16 protein-coding genes, 2 pseudogenes and 1 riboswitch are annotated in these 19573 nt (G+C 75.0%); of the genes and pseudogenes, 11 read left to right on the top strand and 7 right to left on the bottom strand.

From position 1 onward, the window contains the following. From TR50_RS03355 to TR50_RS03375, 5 genes are all read left to right on the top strand, one after another. Nucleotides 1-871 (top strand): vWA domain-containing protein (locus TR50_RS03355; protein WP_042413722.1); only part of this gene is annotated, 871 nt, incomplete at its 5' end. Nucleotides 872-873: 2 nt separating this feature from the next. After that, nucleotides 874-1470 (top strand): cob(I)yrinic acid a,c-diamide adenosyltransferase, encoded by a 597-nt coding sequence (cobO, locus tag TR50_RS03360; RefSeq protein WP_042413725.1) that lies wholly within the window; start codon nt 874-876, stop codon nt 1468-1470. Nucleotides 1471-1475: 5 nt separating this feature from the next. Continuing rightward, entirely contained in the window at nt 1476-2870 is a 1395-nt protein-coding gene (locus TR50_RS03365; protein ID WP_439654193.1) for a cobyrinic acid a,c-diamide synthase CobB, read from the top strand. Nucleotides 2871-2874: 4 nt separating this feature from the next. Next, nucleotides 2875-3270 carry a YchJ family protein gene (locus tag TR50_RS03370; RefSeq protein ID WP_042413732.1) on the top strand — a complete coding sequence of 132 codons (396 nt, stop codon included), beginning with the start codon at nt 2875-2877 and terminating at the stop codon, nt 3268-3270. A 66-nt stretch (nt 3271-3336) separates the two neighbouring features. Then, nucleotides 3337-4680: a glycoside hydrolase family protein gene (locus TR50_RS03375; RefSeq protein ID WP_042413735.1), complete on the top strand. Its 1344-nt coding sequence runs from the start codon at nt 3337-3339 to the stop codon at nt 4678-4680. Here the strand turns inward: TR50_RS03375 and TR50_RS03380 are convergent. The 7 genes from TR50_RS03380 to TR50_RS03410 form a co-directional block, all read right to left on the bottom strand. Beyond that, a complete protein-coding gene (locus tag TR50_RS03380) occupies nt 4667-6769 on the bottom strand; it encodes a hypothetical protein (protein WP_052440653.1) in 2103 nt (700 codons plus the stop codon). The two genes, TR50_RS03375 and TR50_RS03380, sit on opposite strands and share 14 nt — an antisense overlap. Beyond that, a complete protein-coding gene (locus TR50_RS03385) occupies nt 6766-8181 on the bottom strand; it encodes a lipopolysaccharide biosynthesis protein (protein ID WP_063774981.1) in 1416 nt (471 codons plus the stop codon). The genes TR50_RS03380 and TR50_RS03385 overlap by 4 nt, the downstream gene beginning before the upstream one ends. Continuing rightward, nucleotides 8178-9041: a polysaccharide deacetylase family protein gene (locus TR50_RS03390; protein ID WP_236654242.1), complete on the bottom strand. Its 864-nt coding sequence runs from the start codon at nt 9039-9041 to the stop codon at nt 8178-8180. The genes TR50_RS03385 and TR50_RS03390 overlap by 4 nt, the downstream gene beginning before the upstream one ends. Nucleotides 9042-9172: 131 nt before the next feature. After that, nucleotides 9173-10186: a glycosyltransferase family 2 protein gene (locus TR50_RS03395; protein ID WP_042413739.1), complete on the bottom strand. Its 1014-nt coding sequence runs from the start codon at nt 10184-10186 to the stop codon at nt 9173-9175. A 30-nt stretch (nt 10187-10216) separates the two neighbouring features. After that, entirely contained in the window at nt 10217-10813 is a 597-nt protein-coding gene (locus tag TR50_RS42260) for a hypothetical protein (protein ID WP_152648230.1), read from the bottom strand. Between the two features lie 8 nt (nt 10814-10821). Then, entirely contained in the window at nt 10822-11799 is a 978-nt protein-coding gene (locus TR50_RS03405; protein ID WP_152648231.1) for a hypothetical protein, read from the bottom strand. Beyond that, the gene (locus TR50_RS03410) at nt 11792-12664 is read right to left on the bottom strand and encodes a glycosyltransferase family 2 protein (RefSeq protein WP_201776781.1); all 873 of its coding nucleotides are present in this window, start codon (nt 12662-12664) and stop codon (nt 11792-11794) included. Before TR50_RS03410 ends, TR50_RS03405 begins: the two co-directional genes overlap by 8 nt. A gap of 421 nt (nt 12665-13085) precedes the next feature. Here TR50_RS03410 and TR50_RS03415 point away from each other — a divergent pair, with 421 nt between their 5' ends. The 6 genes and pseudogenes from TR50_RS03415 to TR50_RS47855 form a co-directional block, all read left to right on the top strand. Further along, nucleotides 13086-14330: a carboxylate--amine ligase gene (locus TR50_RS03415; RefSeq protein WP_236654243.1), complete on the top strand. Its 1245-nt coding sequence runs from the start codon at nt 13086-13088 to the stop codon at nt 14328-14330. A gap of 125 nt (nt 14331-14455) precedes the next feature. Beyond that, nucleotides 14456-15682 (top strand): FAD-dependent oxidoreductase, encoded by a 1227-nt coding sequence (locus tag TR50_RS03420; protein ID WP_042413749.1) that lies wholly within the window; start codon nt 14456-14458, stop codon nt 15680-15682. Nucleotides 15683-15810: 128 nt separating this feature from the next. Next, nucleotides 15811-15940: riboswitch (cobalamin riboswitch) on the top strand. Nucleotides 15941-15971: 31 nt separating this feature from the next. Further along, nucleotides 15972-16721: a precorrin-2 C(20)-methyltransferase gene (gene cobI / locus TR50_RS03425; RefSeq protein ID WP_269084776.1), complete on the top strand. Its 750-nt coding sequence runs from the start codon at nt 15972-15974 to the stop codon at nt 16719-16721. 20 nt (nt 16722-16741) lie between these two features. Continuing rightward, a pseudogene (cobM, locus tag TR50_RS03430) lies at nt 16742-17563 on the top strand (precorrin-4 C(11)-methyltransferase); the annotation flags it as partial. Between the two features lie 145 nt (nt 17564-17708). Further along, nucleotides 17709-18986: a bifunctional cobalt-precorrin-7 (C(5))-methyltransferase/cobalt-precorrin-6B (C(15))-methyltransferase gene (locus TR50_RS03435; protein WP_042414503.1), complete on the top strand. Its 1278-nt coding sequence runs from the start codon at nt 17709-17711 to the stop codon at nt 18984-18986. Further along, nucleotides 18983-19573, top strand: a pseudogene (locus TR50_RS47855) (precorrin-3B C(17)-methyltransferase); the annotation flags it as partial. The gene TR50_RS03435 and the pseudogene TR50_RS47855, both read left to right, overlap by 4 nt.

The following is a 19573-nucleotide window of genomic DNA, read 5'->3' on the forward strand; positions in this document are numbered from 1 at the left end:
CACGGGCGCGCCCGCGCCACGCGAGGCGGCGCCCGTCGCGGCCGACCAGCCGTACCGGACCCGGCTGTTCAAGGTCCCCGGCACCGGTCAGGGCGTCCAGGGACGCCGCTCCCGCGCCGAGACGGACGGCGGCCACACCATCCGCGCCGCGCGCCCGACGGGCGCGCTGCAACGCCTGCACCTGGCCGCGACGCTGCAGGCCGCCGCGCCGCACCAGCTCGCGCGCGGCCGCAGCGGGCGGGCCCTGGTGCTGCGCCGCGACGACTTCCGCCAGCAGGTGCGGGAGGGGCGCGAGGGCAACCTCGTGCTGTTCGTCGTCGACGCCTCCGGGTCGATGGCCGCGCGGCAGCGGATGTCGGCGGTCAAGGGTGCGGTGCTGTCGCTGCTGATGGACGCCTACCAGCGCCGCGACAAGATCGGGATGATCTCCTTCCGGGGCTCCTCGGCGGAGCTGCTGCTGCCGCCGACGTCGTCCGTCGAGGCGGGCGCGGCGCGGCTGGAGCTGCTGCCGACGGGCGGCAGGACGCCGCTGGCGGCCGGTCTGCTGCGCGCCCACGAGACGCTGCGCGTCGAGCGGCTGCGCGACCCGCTGCGCCGCCCGCTCGTCGTGCTGGTGACCGACGGCCGGGCGACCGGCTCCCGCTCCGCGCTGGACGACGCGCGACGCGCCGCCGGACTGCTGGCCGCGTCCGGGGCGGCGAGCGTCGTGGTGGACTGCGAGAGCGGGCCGGTGCGGCTGGGCCTCGCGGGCGAGCTGGCAGGTCACCTCCAGGCCCCCGCCGTCCGGCTGGACGAGCTGCGCGCGGACACGATGACCGCGCTGGTCCAGACGATGACAACGCAGAAGACGATGCAGAGGAAGGCGGCGTAGCGATGCCCCAGGGACAGCCGACCAGCGTTCCCGACGACGGCCTGACCACCCGGCAGCGCCGTACCCTGCCCGTGCTGGCCGTCCACACCGGCGCCGGCAAGGGCAAGTCGACCGCCGCGTTCGGGATGGCGCTGCGCGCCTGGAACCAGGGCTGGCCGATCGGGGTGTTCCAGTTCGTCAAGTCCGCCAAGTGGAAGGTGGGCGAGGAGCACGCGCTGAAGGTGCTGGGCGCGAGCGGCGAGGGCGGCACCGTCGCCTGGCACAAGATGGGCGAGGGCTGGTCCTGGGTCCAGCGCGAGATCGCCGAGTCCGAGGACGCGGCGCGCGAGGGCTGGGAGCAGGTCAAGCGCGACCTGGCCGCCGAGACCTACCGCTTCTACGTGCTGGACGAGTTCACCTACCCCCTGCACTGGGGCTGGATCGACGTGGACGAGGTCCTGGAGGTGCTGGCGGACCGGCCCGGCTCGCAGCACGTCGTCATCACCGGCCGCCATGCGCCGGAGAAGCTCGTCGCGGCCTCCGACCTGGTGACGGAGATGACCAAGGTCAAGCACCCGATGGACGCCGGCCGCAAGGGGCAGCGGGGCATCGAGTGGTAGCGGCCGTGCCGCGCGTCGTCCTGGCCGCGCCCGCCTCGGGCACGGGCAAGACGACCGTGGCGACCGGCCTGATGGCCGCTCTCGCGGCGCGCGGGCTGCGGGTCTCGCCGCACAAGGTCGGGCCGGACTACATCGACCCGGGCTACCACGCGCTGGCGACGGGCCGTCCGGGCCGGAACCTGGACGCCTTCCTCAGCGGTCCGAGGCGCGTGGCCCCGCTGTTCCTGCACGGCTCGGCCGGAGCCGACGTCTCGGTGGTCGAGGGCGTCATGGGCCTGTTCGACGGCGCGGCCGGGCGGGGCGAGCTGGCCTCGACGGCGCACGTCGCGAAGCTGCTGCGGGCGCCGGTGGTGCTGGTGGTGGACGGCTCCTCGCAGAGCCGGTCGGTGGCGGCGCTGGTGCACGGCTTCGCCTCCTGGGACCCGCAGGTGCGCCTCGGCGGGGTGATCCTCAACCGGGTCGCCTCCGACCGTCACGAGGCGCTGCTGCGCGAGGCGCTGGAGGAGGGCGGCGGCGTGCCGGTGCTGGGCGCGCTGCGGCGCTCCGACGCGGTGGCGACGCCGTCACGGCACCTGGGGCTCGTGCCGGCGGTCGAGCGGGACGCGGCGGCGCTGACGGCGGTCCGCGAGATGGGCGAGCTGGTCGCGGCGGGGGTGGACCTGGACGCGGTGCTGGCGCTGGCCCGGAGCGCCCCCGCGCTGCCCGATGTTCCGTGGGATCCCGCCGAGGAGATCGCCGCTCTCGGGAGCGGTGCTCTCGATTCCGACGCCCCGTCACAGACGCGACCGGTGATCGCGCTTGCGGGCGGTGCCGCCTTCTCCTTCTCCTACGCCGAGAACGCGGAGCTGCTGACGGCGGCGGGCGCGGACGTCGTCACCTTCGACCCGCTCCATGACGAGAAGCTGCCCGAGCACACCTCCGCGCTGGTCATCGGCGGCGGCTTCCCTGAGGTGTACGCCTCCGAACTCTCCGCGAACCGGGTGCTCCGCGACGAGATCACCGCTCTCGCGGCCTCGGGAGCACCGATCGCGGCGGAGTGCGCCGGTCTGCTCTACCTCTGCCGCACGCTCGACGGCCGACCCATGTGCGGCGTCCTCGACGCCGAGGCGGAGATGTCCTCCCGCCTGACCCTCGGCTACCGCGAGGCCGTCGCCCTCGCCGACAGCCCCCTCGCCCCGGCCGGCCTCCGCCTCCCGGGCCACGAGTTCCACCGCACCCGCACCACCCCCGGCTCCGGCCCCTCCCCCGCCTGGGGCTGGCGCACCCACGACGGCAGGCCGACCACGGAGGGCTTCACCTCCCCGTCCCTCCACGCCTCCTACCTCCACCTGCACTGGACGGCCGCCCCGTCCGTCGCCCTCCGCCTCGTCCGGCACGCCGGCGCCCACGCGGCACAATGACGCCATGACCACCCGCACCACCGCGCCCTGTCCCTGCGGCACCGGCCGGCCCTACGCCTCCTGCTGCGGCCCCTTCCACGCCGGCACCGCCCAGGCCCCGACGGCCGAGCAGCTCATGCGCTCCCGCTTCTCGGCCTTCGCCCGCCACGACGCCCCCTACCTCCTGCGCACCTGGGCCCCGGAGACCCGCCCTCCGGCCCTCGACTTCGACCCGAAGCTGCGCTGGGAGCGCCTGGAGATCCTCACCACCACCGAGGGCGGCCCCTTCCACCAGCAGGGCACGGTCGAGTTCCGCGCCCACTACCGCGAGGGCAGGGCCACCGGCGCCCTCCACGAGCACAGCCGCTTCCGCCGCGACCACGGCGCATGGGTCTACGTGGACGGCGACATCCGCGACTGAGCGCCCCGGCGAGGCGGATGAACTTCCCCGCCCGACCTGGCCGGGACGCACGAGTGACGTGCTTTCATGGACCGTGTGGGGGAGCACACCGGGTGGCGCCGGAGGCGCGGTGCGGTTGGCGGGGTGGGGCTGGCGGTGCTGGGGTGCCTGCTGGCGCTGCTGTGGGGGCCCGCGGCCCTGCTGCCCGGCCGGGGTGGGGCGGGGGGCGCGGACGCGACCGCGCCCGGGTGGGGGTTCACGCACACCCAGTACAGCGCCGACGACGACCCCGCGGCCCAGCGGCTCATCGCACAGACCCCGCTGCCGCAGGTGCAGGCGCTGATGGGGTGGGGCGCCGACAACCCCGAACCCTCCCCCGGGGTGTACGACTTCTCCCGGCTGGACGCGCGCGTCGCGCTCATCACCCGCAGCGGCGGCACGCCGATCATCACGCTCTGCTGCGCGCCGGACTGGATGAAGGGCGGCAAACCCGGCGCCACCGACTGGTCGCGGTTGGAGACCGCGCCCTCCCTCGCCCACGACGCGGACTTCGCCGCACTCGCGGCGACCGTCGCCCGCCGGTATCCGCAGGTGCACGACTTCGTCGTGTGGAACGAGTTCAAGGGCTTCTTCGACAACGGCGCGGACCAGTGGGACGCGGCCGCGTACACCGCGCTCTACAACGACGTGTACCGCGCCCTGAAGGCGGTGCGCCCCGGCATCGAGGTCGGCGGCCCCTACCTGCCGATGGACAGCTTCTCCTCTCCCCCGGGAGGCGACGGCTCGTCGGTGAGCGGCGGTTGGGGCACGCTGGACGAGCGGGTGGTCACCGCGTTCGACTACTGGCTCCGGCACAAGGCCGGGGCCGACTTCGTCGCCGTCGACGGCTCGACCGTGCCCCGCGACGCCCGGTCGGTGACGGACCCGTTCGCCGCCACGGCGAAGTTCACCGACGTCAGCCGGTGGATCCGGGCGCGCACCCCGCTGCCGCTGTGGTGGGCGGAGTGGTACGTGGAGCCTGCCGGCTCGGGCTGGTCGGAGCCGGAGCGCGACGCGGTGCTCGCCGCCGGGATGATCGCGCTCGCAAAGGGGCACGTCTCCGCCGCGTTCTACTGGAACCCGGAGACGGGGGGCTCGGACTGTCCCGGCTGCCTGTGGAGCAGCACGGGAGCGCAGTTGCCGCCCCTCACGCTGCTCCGGGGGTTCGCCCGCTGGTTCCCGCCGGCAACCCCGTTGGTGCCGCTGCGGGCGGCGGACCCGCGTGTGCTGGTGCTGGCCCAGGCGGCGCGCGGCGTCGCCGTCAACACCACCGCGCAGACCGTCCGCACGACCGTCGGCGGCCGGGCGTTCACCCTCGGCCCGTACGGCATCGTGTGGTTCGACCCCGGGGGCGCAGCCGCTGTCGCCGGTCCCGGCGCTACCGCAGGGTGAGGAAGCGTTCCAGCACCGCCACCACGAACGCCGCGACGAGCCCTCCTCCCAGCAGCGGGAACGCCCACCGCGCCCACCGCGCGCGCCGGGCGAGCGCCGCCTGAGCGCGCAGGCGGGCCGCCTCGTACCAGAGCAGCAGCGGCGCCAGGACCGCGAGCAGGGCCGCCTCCGCGATCGTCCAGCCGGTCCAGTGGACGAGCGGGCCGACGGGGCCGATGCCGATGTCCGTCGCCACCGCGCCGGGCGGCGGAACGGCCAGGCGGTAGAGGGCCGCGTCGGGCGCGCTGACGACGGGGACCAGGCGCGGGTCCGCGTCGAGCGCGGCGCGGGCGCGGGCGTACCAGTCGGGCGCGTAGCCGTCGTTCGCGGTGAGGTCGGCTCCCTCGGTGCTGGTGACGATGAGGTAGCTCTGCGGTCCCGCCGCCTGGAGCGCGGCCTCCAGCGACCCGACGTCGGCAGGGTCGACGGGGGCCGCCGCGCCGACGTACGCGATGGAGTCCATGCCGCGCTCGTTCCACGGGATGGCGGGCGTGGTGGTCGGGTTCCCGACCGGGCCGAGGTAGAGCACCCGCGCGCTGGGGTGGTCGTGCTGGTAGACCCAGCCCAGCGCGGTGGTCTCGCCGCCGGTGACCCGCTCGAACTGCTCGTTGCCGTACCGGGCGACGCCGAACCCAGCGACGGCGACCACGGCCCAGCCGACGGCCAGCGTCGACATCACCCGCGACGTCGACCGGGACGTCGACCGCGGCATTGCCCGGGACATCGACCGTGACGTCGACCGTCCCGGGAGCGGCCGCCACTCGTCGGGGTAGAAGAAGCAGGCGGCGAGCGCCGCGACGCCGGGCAGCGCGAACAGGAAGACCCGCAACGCGATCTCGCCGCCGTAGCTCTGCATGCCGAGGGTGAGGAAGGGCGTGAACGCCAGGACCAGCAGCGCCCGTTCGCCGTGGCCGGCGCGTCTGCGGCGCCACCAGCCGAGCACGGCGAGGCCGAACCAGGCACCGCTGAGCAGCACGCGCAGGTAGAGCACGGCCTGGTGCGCCGGGTCGCCCTTCACCCGGGCCGCGACGCCGCTGCTGACGTTCCCGCCGAGCTGCCCGAGGCCGCCGAAGATGGTGTCGAGGTGGCCCGACCAGAAGCCCTCCGCCGCCAGGCTGATCCAGCCGACGGCCAACACCGCCAGCAGCACGGCGAACCAGAGGCTGAGCGTGGTGCGGCGGGCGAGGCGCAGCGCCCCGACCGCCGCGATCATCACGAAGGGCGTCAACTGGTGTGCGGTGACGGCGGCCAGGAACAGGGCCGTCAACAGGCCCAGCAGCAGTGCTCGTTCGAGACGACCGCCCTCGCGTGGCCGCGTCCCCGCCGGGGCCGGGAAGGCGGTCAGCAGCACGGCCAGGAAGGCGAGATAGAGCGCGTAGGTGAACGCCTGCGGTGAGAAGTAGTCCTGGCCCACCCAGGAGGCCACCACGAAGAACCACAGCGCGCACCAGCGCGTCCGCCGCGGCAGGCCCAGCGAGCGCAGCAGCACCGCGAGCGCCGCCAGGCACAGCAGTTGGGAGCCGACCTCGCTCCAGCGCAGCACCGGCAGCGGGTCGTCGACGCCGCCGGTGCGCAGCAGCAGCGCGGCCAGCCCGAAGAAGCCCGGCCAGCTGAAGCGCGCGTCCCAGAGCGGGAGGGTGTGGCCGGTGCGCTCGATGTAGTCGACGAACCCGAGGTGCTGGTAGGCGGTCGGGAACCGCGGCACCGGCTCGACCAGCGCGGCCGCGCCGTGGAGCGTGAAGACGGCCGCCAACAGCAGGAACAGCTGGAGCCCCGGTCGCACCGCGGCGGAGTTCAGCGCCAGGAAGAACAGCACGCCGAGCGCGCACGCCGCGACCAGGGCGACCGGTGGGAGCGCCGAGACCAGCCCGAGCCCGTTCATCCGGTCCAGGGCGGCCGGGGTGACCCGGGTCAGCGCCCACAGGTAGGCGGCGAGCGCGACCAGGGCCGCCGACCACAGCGCGACCCCGCGCCGGCTGATCCGGACGCGGGGCGCGGGCGCGGCAGGAAGGGGCGTCGCGCGGTCCCGGGTGACGGGCGGTGCGGTCACGACGCTCCCTCGACGGTCGTGGGCCGGGGGCCCGCGGCGGCCGCCGGGCCCGCGTGGGCCGCGGGGGCCTCGGGGGCCTCGGGGGTCGCGCCGGTCGGCGGGTCGGCGCGGCCGCGCAGCACCCGCACCAGGCCGGGCAGGACGCAGAGCGCGACCGTGGACTGGCTGAGCAGCACCGCGAGACCGACGCCGGCGATGCCCATGCGCGGCATCAGCACCAGCGACAGGCTGAGCACCAGCGCGCACATGAGCCCTTGGAGCAGGGCGACCTGCCGGGTGCGGCTGCGGGCGCGCAGCGTGCCGAAGTAGACCTCGACGATCACCCGGGTGAAGCCCGCGGCCGCGAGCCAGCGCAGCAGCGGGGCCCCGGCCGCGGCGTAGCCGGGGCCGAAGACGTCGAGGATCGGCGCCGCCGCCGCGCCGAGCACGGCGAAGCACGGCAGCGTCACCCACGCCATCCGGGCCAGTGCACCACGCGTGTTGGCGCCGAGGAGGGCGGGCTGCCGCGCGGACTCGACGGTGAGCGAGGCCGCCATGTTGACCGCCAGCAGGTCCAGCGTGCCGCCGATGGTGTTGATGATGTAGTAGACGGCGTTCTGGTCCGCGGTGACCCGCGCCGCCACCAGCACCGGGACGAAGAAGGTGACCAGCAGGTTGAACAACGAGCCGGTGTAGTCCCCGGCGATGAAGCGTCCGATCTGCCGTGCGCTCGGCGGCTGCGTCGCCGGCTCGGCGGCGGCGATCTGACGCGGCACCAGCCGGTGCACGATCAGCAGGCCGAGCGGCACCACCGACAGGGCGATGGCCGCGACCCAGGAGACGAAGACGCCGCTGGCCGGGATCGCCCCGGCGAGCAGCACCAGCAGCACCGCCTTGCCCACGGAGAAGGACAGGTTCCCGACCGGCACCCACACGGCCGACCGCAGCCCGATCAGCACCCCGTCCTGGAGCGTCAGCCAGGACCAGGCCAGCACGGCGAGCAGGAAGCCGCCCCCGCGCAGCCAGCCGCGCAGGAAGTCGTAGTGCGTGCCCCACAGCGGCAGCGCGGCCAGGAAGAGCGCCGCGATGACCGTCGAGGCCAGCGCGTTGAGGACGTAGGCGCGGGCCAGCAGGCGGCCGGTGCTGCGTCCCGCGACCGGCACGAAGCGGGCCAGCGCGCCGGTGAAGCCGAGCGCGGTGAGGCTGGCCAGGAGTTTCATGGCGGCGATCGCGGCCGAGCCCTGCCCCATGTCCGTCTTGGTGTAGTGCAGGGCGGCGAGCCACCAGTAGCCGAGCCCGAGGCCGCCGGAGACCACGGTGTTGAGCATCAGCGCGTAGCCGTTGCGGAACAGCGGGGCCCGGTCGTCGGAGCGGCCCGCCTCCGACGGGTCGGGCTGCCCGGTGGCCGCGCCCTGCGCGGTGGTGGTGGTCACGGCCGGTCCTGCTCCCGCGTCGGGGTGGGCCTCGGGGACGGCGTGGGCCCCGCGGACAGCGTGGGCTTCGCGGACAGCATGGGCCTCGCGGACAGCGACGCGCGGGTGCGCCGGACGACGGCGTAGCCCTTGGTCAGCGCGCGGTCGGCCAGGTAGTGGCGGGTCACGCCGACGCCCGCGACCAACCGGCGGAACGTCGGCAGGTCCGTGCGTCGACGGATCGTCAGCCGCGCCAGCCCGTACGGGCCTTGGTCCACGCGGGCGAGCGTGTTGGCGACGGCGCAGGCCCCGGTCCAGCCGCTTGTGCGGACCGCCGCGCGGACGCGGGCGTCGGAGTAGCCGAACGGGTAGCAGAAGACCTGCTCCGGCCGACCGAGGCGGTCCTCCAGCAGGTCGCGGCAGCGGGCCAGTTCGTCGCCGAGCACGGCAGGGCGGACGGCGTCCAGCGCGGCGTGGCTGTGGCTGTGTCCTCCGGTCTCGATGCCGGCGGCCTCGATCTCCTTGAGCTGCGTCCAGGACAGGGTCGCGTCCAGGGGACTCCCGGCGCGGTCGGCGGGCCCCGCGTCGGCGAGCCAGCCGGTGGTCACGAAGAGGCTGGCGGTCAGCTCCCGTTCGACGAGCCTGGGCAGCACCTCGGTGTGGAAGTCGGCGTACCCGTCGTCGAAGGTCAGCACGACGGGCCGGGCCGGCAGGTCGGCGACCCCGCGCCAGTGCGCCACCAGCGCACCGAACGGGACGGGGGTGAGCCCGAGTTCGACCAGGGCGTCCAACTGGGCGGCGAACCGGTCGGGGTGCACCGAGAGCGCGTGGGTGGCGGGCGGCGGGTCGGCGCGCACCGAGTGGTACATCAGTACCGGCACGGCGGCCCGCGCCCCTCGCGGTACGGGCGTTGGGGGCACGGGCGTTGAGGGCACGGGCGTTCGCGGTACGGGCGTTCGCGGTACGGGCGTTGGGGCTACCGATGTCGGTGGTGTCGGCGTTCGGTCGTAGCTCATGCTCTCCTCCGGCCTTGCGCGGCCCTGCGCCGGCGCAGCCCCTCGGCGTAGCCCGCGGCCGTGATCAGCGCGCCCGCGCCGATGGCGGCCGCGCGTCCCAGGCCCTCCGGCCGACCGCGCAGGGCGTCCACCAGCCCCCGTACGATCCCGGCGGGCAGGACCCGGCGCACGTAGGCCCGCTCGGTGGCCAGACCGTCCGCCGCGCCGACCCGTTCGGTGACCCGCGCCTTGGAGAGCCCCTCGGCCCAGCTGCGGCGGCACAGATAGCGGAAGCGTTCCCGCTCGTGGGAGACCTGGTGGTGGATCACCGCGCGGTCGTCGTAGCAGAACCGCGCCTCGGGACGGGCCTGCTGGATGCGGATGCAGAGCTCCGTCTCCTCCCCGCCGCCCGCGCCCGCGCCGGTCCCCCCGCCGACGCCGCGCCCGATGCCGGCCGGGAAGCCCCCGGCGACGGCGAAGGCGCTGCGCCGGAACGAGGCGTTCCCGCCGAGCACGTTGCGCACCCGGGCCTGTCCGACGGGCATCCCCCGGTAGCTGGCCCCGTGCACCCAGTCGAACTCCTCCGGATACCAGCCCGGCCGCCGCCCGGACGCCCACACCGGCAGGGTGCGGCCGCCGACCCCCATGACCTCCGGGTCGTCGTAGCCCGCGGTGAGCACGGCGAGCCAGTCCGGCTCGGCCATCGCGTCGTCGTCCAGAAACGCCACGATCTCGCCCCGTGCCTGCTGCGCGCCGGTGTTGCGCCCGCCCGACAGCCCCTTTCCGTGAGCGTTGGGCAGCACGCGGACGAGCGGATCGCCGCGGTGCCGCTCGCGCAGTCTGGCGAGCAGGTCCGCGTTGTGGTCGACGACCACCAGGACGTCGAGGGGCGTGAGGGTCTGCCCGCAGGCGGAGTCGACCGCGGCGCAGAGCTGCTGCCAGCGGTCCTCGGTGTAGACGCAGATGACCACGGACGCGGTGTGCGCTGCGGCGGGTCGACGAGGCTCGGTGGACGTGGACGCGACGGTCATGAGCGGGCAGGTCTCCCCGGTAGCGACGGTTCAGGATTCGGTCGGTCGTGGATCAGGGACGGCCCGGGGCGCGGAACGACGCCGCCTGACGGCGAACGCCCCGCAGCACAGCAGCGCGGCCGTCACCGCCAGCGCGCCGAGCGCGCCGCCGCGCGGCGACCACAGGCGCAGCGAGAGCATCGTCTGGGCGATCAGCGTGTCGACGACGAGACCGCCGAAGATCCCGACCAGCAGCCGCAGCCGGAGTGTCTGGCCGGGAAGGGCCCACCCGAGGGCCGCGCCCGGTCCGGCGAGCAGGAAGAGCAGCGCCAGCGCGGGGACGGGCTGACTGCGCACCCCCGCCGCGCTGAAACCCGCCGCGACAGCGTTCACCCCCAGCACCGCGCCGACGACGATCGGGCGCACGCCGGACGCCGGCCGCACCTCGTGCGTGCTCGCCCGGCGGTCCTCCCGTTCGGCGGACGGCGGCCTGGGCTGCGCTTCGAGGTCGTCCGCCTCGGGGCGACTCGCCTCGGGGCCGTAGAGCTCAGGGCCGTTGGACTCAGCGCCGTTGAGCTCGGGGCTGTCGGAGTCCAGGCCGCCGGGCCCAGGGCTGTTGGGCTCAGGGCTGTTCGGCTGGGCTGGCATCGCGGGGGTCACCCCGCTTCGCCCGTCAGGGCGTCGGTCCGGCCGCGTCCCGTGGTACGCGCACGGTGCGCGTGCCACTCCTCGGCGGAGAGGACCACGGACGGGAACGGGCGCAGCGGGGCCGGGACGCGGGCCGCGTCGGAGCGGGCGAGCGAGGGGTAGACCGGGAGCACCCGGTCCGGCGCGAAGCCGGCGGTGACCAGTCGCGCGGCGACCCGGCCGATCGCCCCGCCCGTGCGCGGCGGTCCGGAACAGAGCAGCGCCACACCACCGATCCTGCGGACGCTCTCGATCAGTCGGGGCTCCTCCGGCAGCAGCGGGCCGTCCGCGCGGACGCTGCGGCAGACGACGTGGCGGTAGTCCAGCGCCGTGAGTGCCGCGGCGACCAGCGGGGCCAGGTAGGAGCCCTCGGGGCGCAGACCGACGACGAGCAGGACCCGGTCTCGGTCCGGGTGCGCCTGGGCGAAGCGGCCGGCCAGCGTCACGCAGTCGACCGGGCGCAGGCCGAGGCGGCTGAAGCACCACGAGGGCGCCGCCCGTCCCTCGGCCAGCCACCGGGCCGGTGGCGCGGGCACTCCGCCGCGCAGCGGCGCGAGCGCGCCGCGGAATCCGGCCAGCACCGAGGCCCGCTCCTCCCGGTCCTCGACCAGCACGGCCTCGGCGAGCACGTTCGTCAGGTCGCGGACCGTCACATGCCACTGCTCCAGCCCGAACCGGCCGCGCACCAGCGCCGCACCGCGTGCCATCCGCTCCTGACCGGCCTGCACCGCGCGCACCCCGGCGCGCACGGCAAGCGGCGCCCCGGGCTGGAGGCGCAGACGGTGGCGCGCCCCCTGGAGCCGGTCGGCCGTCAGCTGGGCCAGTGCCGCGGCGGCCGCGAAGGCGACCGCCGCGTCGTCCCGGTCGGCGGCGTCGACGACCCGGCGCACGAGCGCCGACGCGCGGGTGTCGGGCAGCGTCCACGTGTCCGCGCCGGCCTCAGCCATCGCCGTGCCTCCACCCACCGGGCGCACCGCCCGCGGCGCGCGCACCTCCGAGGGCACGCGCACCCCCGTCGACAGGCGCACCGCCGTCAGCACGCGCACCGCCGCTCGACGCGCCCGCCGCGCGCTCGCGCAGCAGCGTGCGCAGCACCCGCTGACCGTCGCGGAAGGTGCGCAAGTTGGACTGCCCGGTCCGGCGCGGCAGTTCCAGGGTCGGCACCTCGGCGACCCGAAGGCCCTCCAGCAGGGCCCGGCAGACCATCTCCGTCTCGATCTCGAACCCGGAGGAGCGCAGGTCCAGGCGGGCCAGCGCGTCGCGGCGGAAGCCGACGTAGCCGTAGCAGAGGTCGGTCAACGACGCCTGGTAGAGCAGGTTGGTGAGGGCCAGCAGCGCCCGGTTGCCGCTGCGGCGCAGCGTGGTGATGTCCAGCGAGCCCCCGCCGCCGGTGAACCGGGAGCCCTTGACGACGTCGTAGCCGTTCTCCAGGAAGTGCACGTAGCGCGGGATCTCACGGGGCGACATGCTGCCGTCCGCGTCGATCATGATGATGTAGTCGCCCTTGGCGTTGAGGAAGCCGGTGCGCAGCGCGTTGCCCTTGCCCGGCCCGCTCTGCGGCACGACCCGCAGGGAGGGCAGGCAGGCGCGGGCGCGCCCGGCCGTGTCGTCGCTGGACTCCCCGTCCACCAGGATCACCTCGTCGACGCAGTCCGGGATCCGGCTGAGGACCCAGGCGATGTTGGCGGCCTCGTTCCTGGCCGGCACCACGAGGCTGACCGACCCGCCGGGCGCCCCGACCGCGGCCCGGACCGTCTCGCTGCAGCGCCGTTCGGCTGTGCTGGTGTGTTGCTGCTTCCATGACTGATGCACCCCGGTCCCCCCACACGGCACGGCTCGGTGCCATGAAGGTGCGTAAGCGAATCCCTGCCCCCTGGCGGCTCCCCCGGTCCTTTCGGCCCGCGCCGCCTCCAGCACGGTAACGGGGGCCGCCGTTCGGCGAAAGCAGTCCGGCGCAATCCACCGCGCGACCGGCCGGGGTCGACCCAAAACAGAAGCGTCACAATCGGATCGCAATCATCCGCCTGTGCCGCGAAATCGATTGACACCAGCCCCATGAACCACCCGTGACCGCCCCGTTCACCGAGCGCCCCACGTGCGCCGCCCATGCGCCCCGCACCTCAGCCGGAGTCCCTTGTGAACGCCGGAAGACGGGGGGTACCTTGCGATTCGGATCCGGCGCCGAAAAGGCGCCGTTGCCGTATCCCGGGGGGGACTTGTGGGTCTTCGGCCTTTGGCGCCGGACATCGGCGTTCCCGCTCTCGTACTCAAATTCGGCCACTATCCGGTCCATCACGGCGGAGTTGGCGCGATCCGTTCGCTCGGCCGCCTCGGCATCCCCGTCCACGCCGTGACCGAGGACCGGCTCACCCCGGCCGCGGTCTCGCGCTACACCCGGCGGGCGCACCCGTGGCCCACCACCGGGGCGGAGCCCGACGAGGAGCTGTTGCAGGGCCTGCTGCGGATCGGCGACCGCATCGGCCGGCCCGCGCTGCTCATCCCGACCGACGAGGAGGCGGCGGTCCTGGTGGCCGAGCACCAGGACGGGCTCGACGGCCGGTTCCTCTTCCCTCGGACACCGAAGGGCCTGGTCAGAGCTCTGGCCAGTAAACAGGGCCTGCACGAGCTGTGCCTGCGCCACGGCGTCGGCACGGCCCGCACCGCGGCCCCGCGGAGCCGGGCCGAGGTGCTCGCCTTCGCCTCCGCCGCGACCTATCCGCTGGTGGCGAAGAACCGCGACCCGTTCACCCGCCGCTCCCACCCGGCCGTGCCCGGCACCACCCGGATCGACTCGCCCGAGGAGCTGGTGGCGCTCGCCGACGCGTGGGGCGACCAGCCGGGCGTGGTCCTCCAGGAGTACCTGCCCCGCGCCGACGCCGAGGACTGGATCGTGCACCTGCACACCAGCGCCGAGGAGGACGCCAGAGTTCCCTTCACCGCGGTGAAAGTCCGCTCCTGGCCGCCGCACGCCGGAATGACGGCGATGGCGGTGACCACGCCCAACGAGGAACTCGCCCAGGCGTCCGCCGACTTCTGCAAGGAGATCGGATTCGCGGGCGCGTGCGATCTCGACTGGAGATTCGACCGTCGCGACGGCCGCTACAAACTCCTGGATTTCAATCCGCGGATCGGCGCGCAGTTCCGGCTCTTCGAAACCGAGGCCAGGGTCGATCTCGTGCGCGCCCTGCACCTGCATCTGACCGGGCGTCCGATTCCCGCCGCGCCGCAGATCCACGGACGTCGAATCGTCGTGGAGAACATCGATCTTCCGGCGCGCCTTTTCTACCGGCGGACGGACTACCGGACGCCCTCCGCGTGGCCGGCCTCGCGATGGACCGAACGGGAGCTCGGCTGGTGGGCCGCGGACGACCCGCTGCCCTTCCCCGCGATGCTGCTGCGTTCCGTCCGGCCCGGCCTCAGGTTCCTCGCCGACACCCGCGACCGCCGGGCCCGGCACGCCGCCCGCCGCTCCGGCTGACCGGCTGCCTGAGCCCGGCCGCCTACCTGCCCGACCGCCCTACACGCCCGACCGTCCACGTGCCCGACCGTCCACGTGCCTACCGTCCACGTGCCCGACCGTCCACATGAAGGGGAGCCTGCTCCATGTCCTTTCCCTCGCCCGGCAGTCCGCACCGCCGCACCGTCGTCGTCATCGGCGCCGGTCCCTACGGTCTGTCCGTCGCGGCCCATCTGCGGGCCGCCGGCCTGTCGGTGCGCGCCTTCGGCGACCCGATGCACAGCTGGCGCGACACCATGCCGGTCGGCATGCTGCTCAAGTCCACGCCCGACGCCTCCAACCTCTCCGCCCCGCGCCGCGGACACGGCCTGGCGGACTACTGCCGCACCGTCGGCGAGACCGCCCCGCGCGGCCACGACCGGGTGCCCGTCGAGCTGTTCACCCGCTACGGCGAGTGGTTCCAGCAGGAGCTGGTCCCGTTCCTGGAGCGCGACCAAGTGGTGAACATCCGTCAGAAACCGTCCGGCAACGCCTTCGACCTCGAACTGTCCTCGGGCGAGGTCTTCTCCAGCGCCGCCGTCGTCGTCGCCAGCGGCCTCACGGGGTTCGCGCACGTCCCCGGGCGGCTGCGCGTCCTCGCGCCCGACGGGCCGTCCGCCGAGGGACTCCTCTCCCACAGCTCCCAGCACGCCGACATGGCGGCGCTCAAGGGGCGCTCGGTGCTGGTCGTGGGCGCCGGTCAGTCCGCGCTCGAAGGCGCGGCGCTGCTGCACGAGGCGGGCGGGCTGGTGGAGGTGGTCTCCCGCGGCCGGATCCGCTTCGGAGCGGCCCCGGCCAGCGGCCCGCGCTGGCAACCGGAGTCGCCGATGGGTCCGGCCTGGTCGCTGTGGGCCATGGCCCGGTATCCGCAGGCCTTCCGGTCGCTGCCGGACCAGGTCCGGCTGCGCCTGGTCAAGGAGGTGCTCGGCCCCAGCGGCGCCTGGTGGCTGCGGCCCCGCGCGGACGGCGTCCTGCCCCTTCACTCCGGCAGCCCGCTGCGCACCGTCCGCCGGGAGGGGGACCAGGCCGTCGTCACGACGGAGGCGTCCGACGGCGGCACGCGCGAGTTCGCCGTCGACCACGTGCTCGCCGCCACCGGCTACCGGGTCGATCTCGGCGGGCTCTCCTTCCTCTCCCCCGAACTGCGCGCCCGCGTCGCGGTCCTGGGCGGCTTCCCCGCGCTGGACGCCGGTATGGGCAGTTCGGCGCCGGGCCTGTGGTTCACCGGTCTCCCCGCTGCGGCGAGCTTCGGCCCCTTCATGCGGTTCGTCTGCGGAACGGAGTTCGCCTCCGCCCGGATCGCCGCCGCGGTCGCCGCACGGGCCGCGTCTTGATGTGACTCCACCTGACGTGGCTCAGCCCGACGTAACTCAGCCGGACGTGGCTCAGCCTGACGTGGCTCAGCACACAACGGGTCCGGTTGACTGCCATACGCGCACCATGGTGGGATTTCACGACCTGAGAGACAACTGAACACGGCGGCAATGTCGAGGAAGTCCGGTGCGAATCCGGCGCGGTCCCGCCACTGTCAGCGGGGAGCCGCATCGCTCTCCCCGTGAGCCAGGAACTCTGGCCGCCGTCACCACGAGCCGGGGCGCGGACCCCCGAGTGAGGACTGCTGCCGTGCGCGAACGCGCGTCTGGCCCGCGCCTGGTCGGCGTGGGCATGGGCCCGGGTGATCCGGAGCTCGTCACCGTGAAGGCCGTACGCGTGCTGCGTGAGGCGGACGCGGTCGTCGTGCCGGTGATGGACACCGGCGAGGTCGGGCGGGCCGAGGCCACGGTGCTGCACCACGCCGACTCCGCGAAGATCGTCCGGGTGGTGTTCGCCCTGAACGAGCGTGAGGACCGCGCCCGGCGCGAGGCCGCCTGGGACGCGGCGGGCGCGCGAGTGGCCGAGCTGCTCCGGGAGGGTGACGCGCGGACAGTCGCGTTCGCGACCATCGGCGACCCGAACGTCTACTCCACCTTCACGTATCTGGCCCACACGCTGCGCGGCCTCGTCGCCGGCCTCACGGTGGAGACCGTCCCCGGGATCACCGCGATGCAGGATCTCGCCGCCCGCAGCGGCACCGTCCTCGCCGAGGGCACCGAGCCGCTGACGCTGGTGCCCGTGACCGCCGGGGCCGAGGTGCTGAAGGAAGCCCTCGCCGGCCCCGGCACCGTCGTCGCCTACAAGTTCGGCCGCTTCGCCGAGCAGGTCGCCGCCGCGCTGCGGGAGTCGGGCCGCGAGGGCGACGCCGTCTGGGGCGCCGCGCTCGGCCTGGAGGCCGAGCGGCTGAGCGCGCCCGGGACGCCGCTGCCCGCCGAACTGCCGTATCTGTCCACGCTGATCGCCCCGGTGCGTCGCGAAGGCCGAGGGGGAAAGCTGTGACGACGGGGAGAGCTGTGACGATGACGACCGACGAGCAGACGAAGCCGGGCAAGGTCACCTTCGTCGGCGCCGGCCCCGGCGCCGCCGACCTGCTGACCTTCCGCGCCGCCCGCGCCATCGCCGAGGCGGACGTGGTCATCTGGGCCGCGAGCCTGGTCCAGGAGGAGGTGCTCCAGCACGCCCGCGAAGGCGCCGAGATCCTCGACTCCTCCCTCGTGCCGATGGAGGACGTCCTCGCGGTCTACGAGCGGGCCGCGCAGGACGGCACGCGGGTGGCCAGGATCCACTCCGGCGACCCGTCCCTGTGGGGCGCGGTGCAGGAGCAGTTGGAGCGCTGCCGCACGCTGGGCCTGGAGACCGAGATCATCCCCGGCGTCTCCTCCTTCTCGGCCGTCGCCGCCCTCGCACAGCGGGAGCTGACGATTCCGGAGGTCGCCCAGAGCGTGATCCTCACGCGCCTCGGCGGCGGCAAGACGCCCATGCCGCCCGGCGAGGAGGTGCGCGAGTTCGCGTGCCACGGCACCACCATGGCGATCTTCCTCTCCGCGGCCCGCAGCAAGCAGCTGGTCGAGGAGCTGCTGGAGGGCGGCTACGCCCCCGAGACGCCGGTCGTGGTCGCCTACCAGGCGACCTGGCCCGAGGAGCTGCTGCTGACCTGCACCGTCGCCACGCTGGAGGCGACGGTCAAGGAGCACAGGCTCTGGAAGCACACGCTCTTCCTGGTCGGCCCGGCGCTCGGCGCCCACGGCACCCGTTCGCACCTCTACCACCCCGGCCACTTCCACACGTTCCGCAAGGCGGACCGCACGGCACGCCGGCAGCTGCGGGCTGTCGGCGCCAACGAGGCTGGAAGCGGCGCGGCCGGCGGCGGCGAGGCGAGCGCGGCGGCCGACTCCGGCCACGGTCATGCCTGAGCTGCGGGAGCCGGAACCTCCGCGCACCGCGATGGTGCGTCAGACGCCGCCCGCCGGGCGGAGTTCCGCCGCGCTGATCACCGTCCTGGGGCAGACGCAGTTCGGAGCAGGGGTCACGGACGAGAGCAGCGCTCTCGTCGCTGAGGCCGCGCTCGTCGTCGGCGCCCGGCGCCACCTCGACGCCGCGCGCGTGCCCGCCGACCGCGCGCTCGCGCTCGGGCCGCTCGCGCCCGCGCTCGACGCCGTCGCCCTGCTGCGCGAGAAGGACCCGGACGCGCGCGTCGTCGTGCTCGCCTCCGGAGACCCCGGTTTCTTCGGAATCGTGCGCGTGCTCGCCCGGCGCTTCGGCGCGGACGCGCTCGACGTGCGCCCCGGCATCAGCAGCATCGCCCGCGCCTTCGCCCGGCTCGGCGTGCCCTGGGACGACGCCGTCACCGTCAGCGCCCACGGACGCGACCCGCGCCGGGCGTTCAACATCTGCCGCTCGCAGCGCAAGGTCGCCGTTCTGACCGCACCCGGCGCCGGACCCGCCGAGATCGGCGCCGCCCTCGCCGCCGTGCCCGGCCTGCGCCGCCGCCTGGTCGTCGCCGCCGACCTCGGCGGACCGGACGAGAGCCTCGTCGAGCTGACACCCGCCGAGGCCGCCGCCCGCGACTGGCCCGCCGTCAACGTCGTGCTGAGCCTCGCCGACACCGCGCCGCCCGTCGCCGACGCCATGCGCGCCGTCGCCGGGTACGAGGGCCCGCCGGAGGGCGGCTGGGCCCTGCCCGAGGAGGCCTTCGCGCACCGCGACGCGATGCTCACCAAGGCCGAGGTGCGCGCCTTCGCGCTGGCCAGGCTCGGTCCGCGCCTGGGCGAGCTGGTCTGGGACGTCGGCGCGGGCAGCGGCTCGGTCGCGGTCGAGTGCGCCCGCCTGGGCGCGGCGGCCGTCGCGGTCGAACGCGACGCCGACGGCGTGGAGCGCATCCGCGCCAACGCCGCCGCCCACGGCGTCGCGCACGCCGTGGCCGTCGTGCACGGCCGCGCGCCCGAGGCGCTGGCCGAACTGCCGGACCCCGACGCCGTGTTCGTCGGCGGCGGCGGCGCGGACCTCGCCCGGCTCGTCGCCCTCGCCGCCGCGCGCGCCCGCCGCACCGTCGTGGTCACCCTCGCCGCACTCGACCGCGTACCGGAGGCGCGCCGCGCCCTGCTGGACGCCGGACTGGCCGTCGAGGGCGTGCAGTTGCAGGCCAACCGGCTGGCGCCACTGCCCGGCGAGGTCACCCGGCTCGCCGCGACCAACCCCGTCTTCGTCCTGTGGGGCACCCGCCCCGCCGCACCAACCGCCGTCTCGCAGGGAGTTCAGACGTGATCGGCCTGATCGCCGCCACCGCCGCAGGCCGTCAGGCCGCCGCGCAGCTCGCCGAGGCCCTCGGGGCCGACGACTGCCGCCTGTACGGGGGGACGGTCCGCGAAGCCGTCCCCGCCGCCTACGCCGAGTGCGAGCAGCTCGTCTGCTTCCTCGCCACGGGCGCCACCGTCCGCCTGCTCGCGCCGCTGCTGGCCGCCGAGGGCTCCGACAAGCACACCGACCCGGGCGTCGTCTGCGTGGACGAAGCCCGCCGCTTCGCCGTCGCACTCGTCGGCGGCCACGAGGGCGGCGCGAACGCGCTCGCCGCGCGGGTGGCCGCCGCCCTGGACGCGCAGGCCGTGGTGACCACGGCCACCGACGCGACCGACGTCCCCGGCCTGGACACCCTCGGCGTGCCCGTCGCCGGCGACCTCGCCGCCGTCAGCCGCGCGCTGCTCGACGGCGCGCCGGTCCGACTGGTCGGCGCGGACCGCTTCCCGCTCCCGGCCCTGCCCGCCAACGTCTCGGCGGACGCGCCCGCCGACGCGCCGACGATCGCCGTCGGCGACGAAGCCGCCTCCGCTACGGCGGTGCCGACCGTGCGGCTG

This window comes from Streptacidiphilus anmyonensis, assembly GCF_000787855.1.
GTDB classification, from domain to species: Bacteria; Actinomycetota; Actinomycetes; order Streptomycetales; family Streptomycetaceae; genus Streptacidiphilus; species Streptacidiphilus anmyonensis.

Bases quoted from the DNA above. Each gene is read 5' to 3' on its own strand.
- cobO (WP_042413725.1), top strand. From the start codon at position 874: ATGCCCCAGGGACAGCCGACCAGCGTTCCCGACGACGGCCTGACCACC.
- TR50_RS03370 (WP_042413732.1), top strand. From the start codon at position 2,875: ATGACCACCCGCACCACCGCGCCCTGTCCCTGCGGCACCGGCCGGCCC.
- TR50_RS03375 (WP_042413735.1), top strand. From the start codon at position 3,337: ATGGACCGTGTGGGGGAGCACACCGGGTGGCGCCGGAGGCGCGGTGCG.
- TR50_RS03395 (WP_042413739.1), bottom strand. From the start codon at position 10,186: ATGACCGTCGCGTCCACGTCCACCGAGCCTCGTCGACCCGCCGCAGCG.
- TR50_RS42260 (WP_152648230.1), bottom strand. From the start codon at position 10,813: ATGCCAGCCCAGCCGAACAGCCCTGAGCCCAACAGCCCTGGGCCCGGC.
- TR50_RS03405 (WP_152648231.1), bottom strand. From the start codon at position 11,799: ATGGCTGAGGCCGGCGCGGACACGTGGACGCTGCCCGACACCCGCGCG.
- TR50_RS03420 (WP_042413749.1), top strand. From the start codon at position 14,456: ATGTCCTTTCCCTCGCCCGGCAGTCCGCACCGCCGCACCGTCGTCGTC.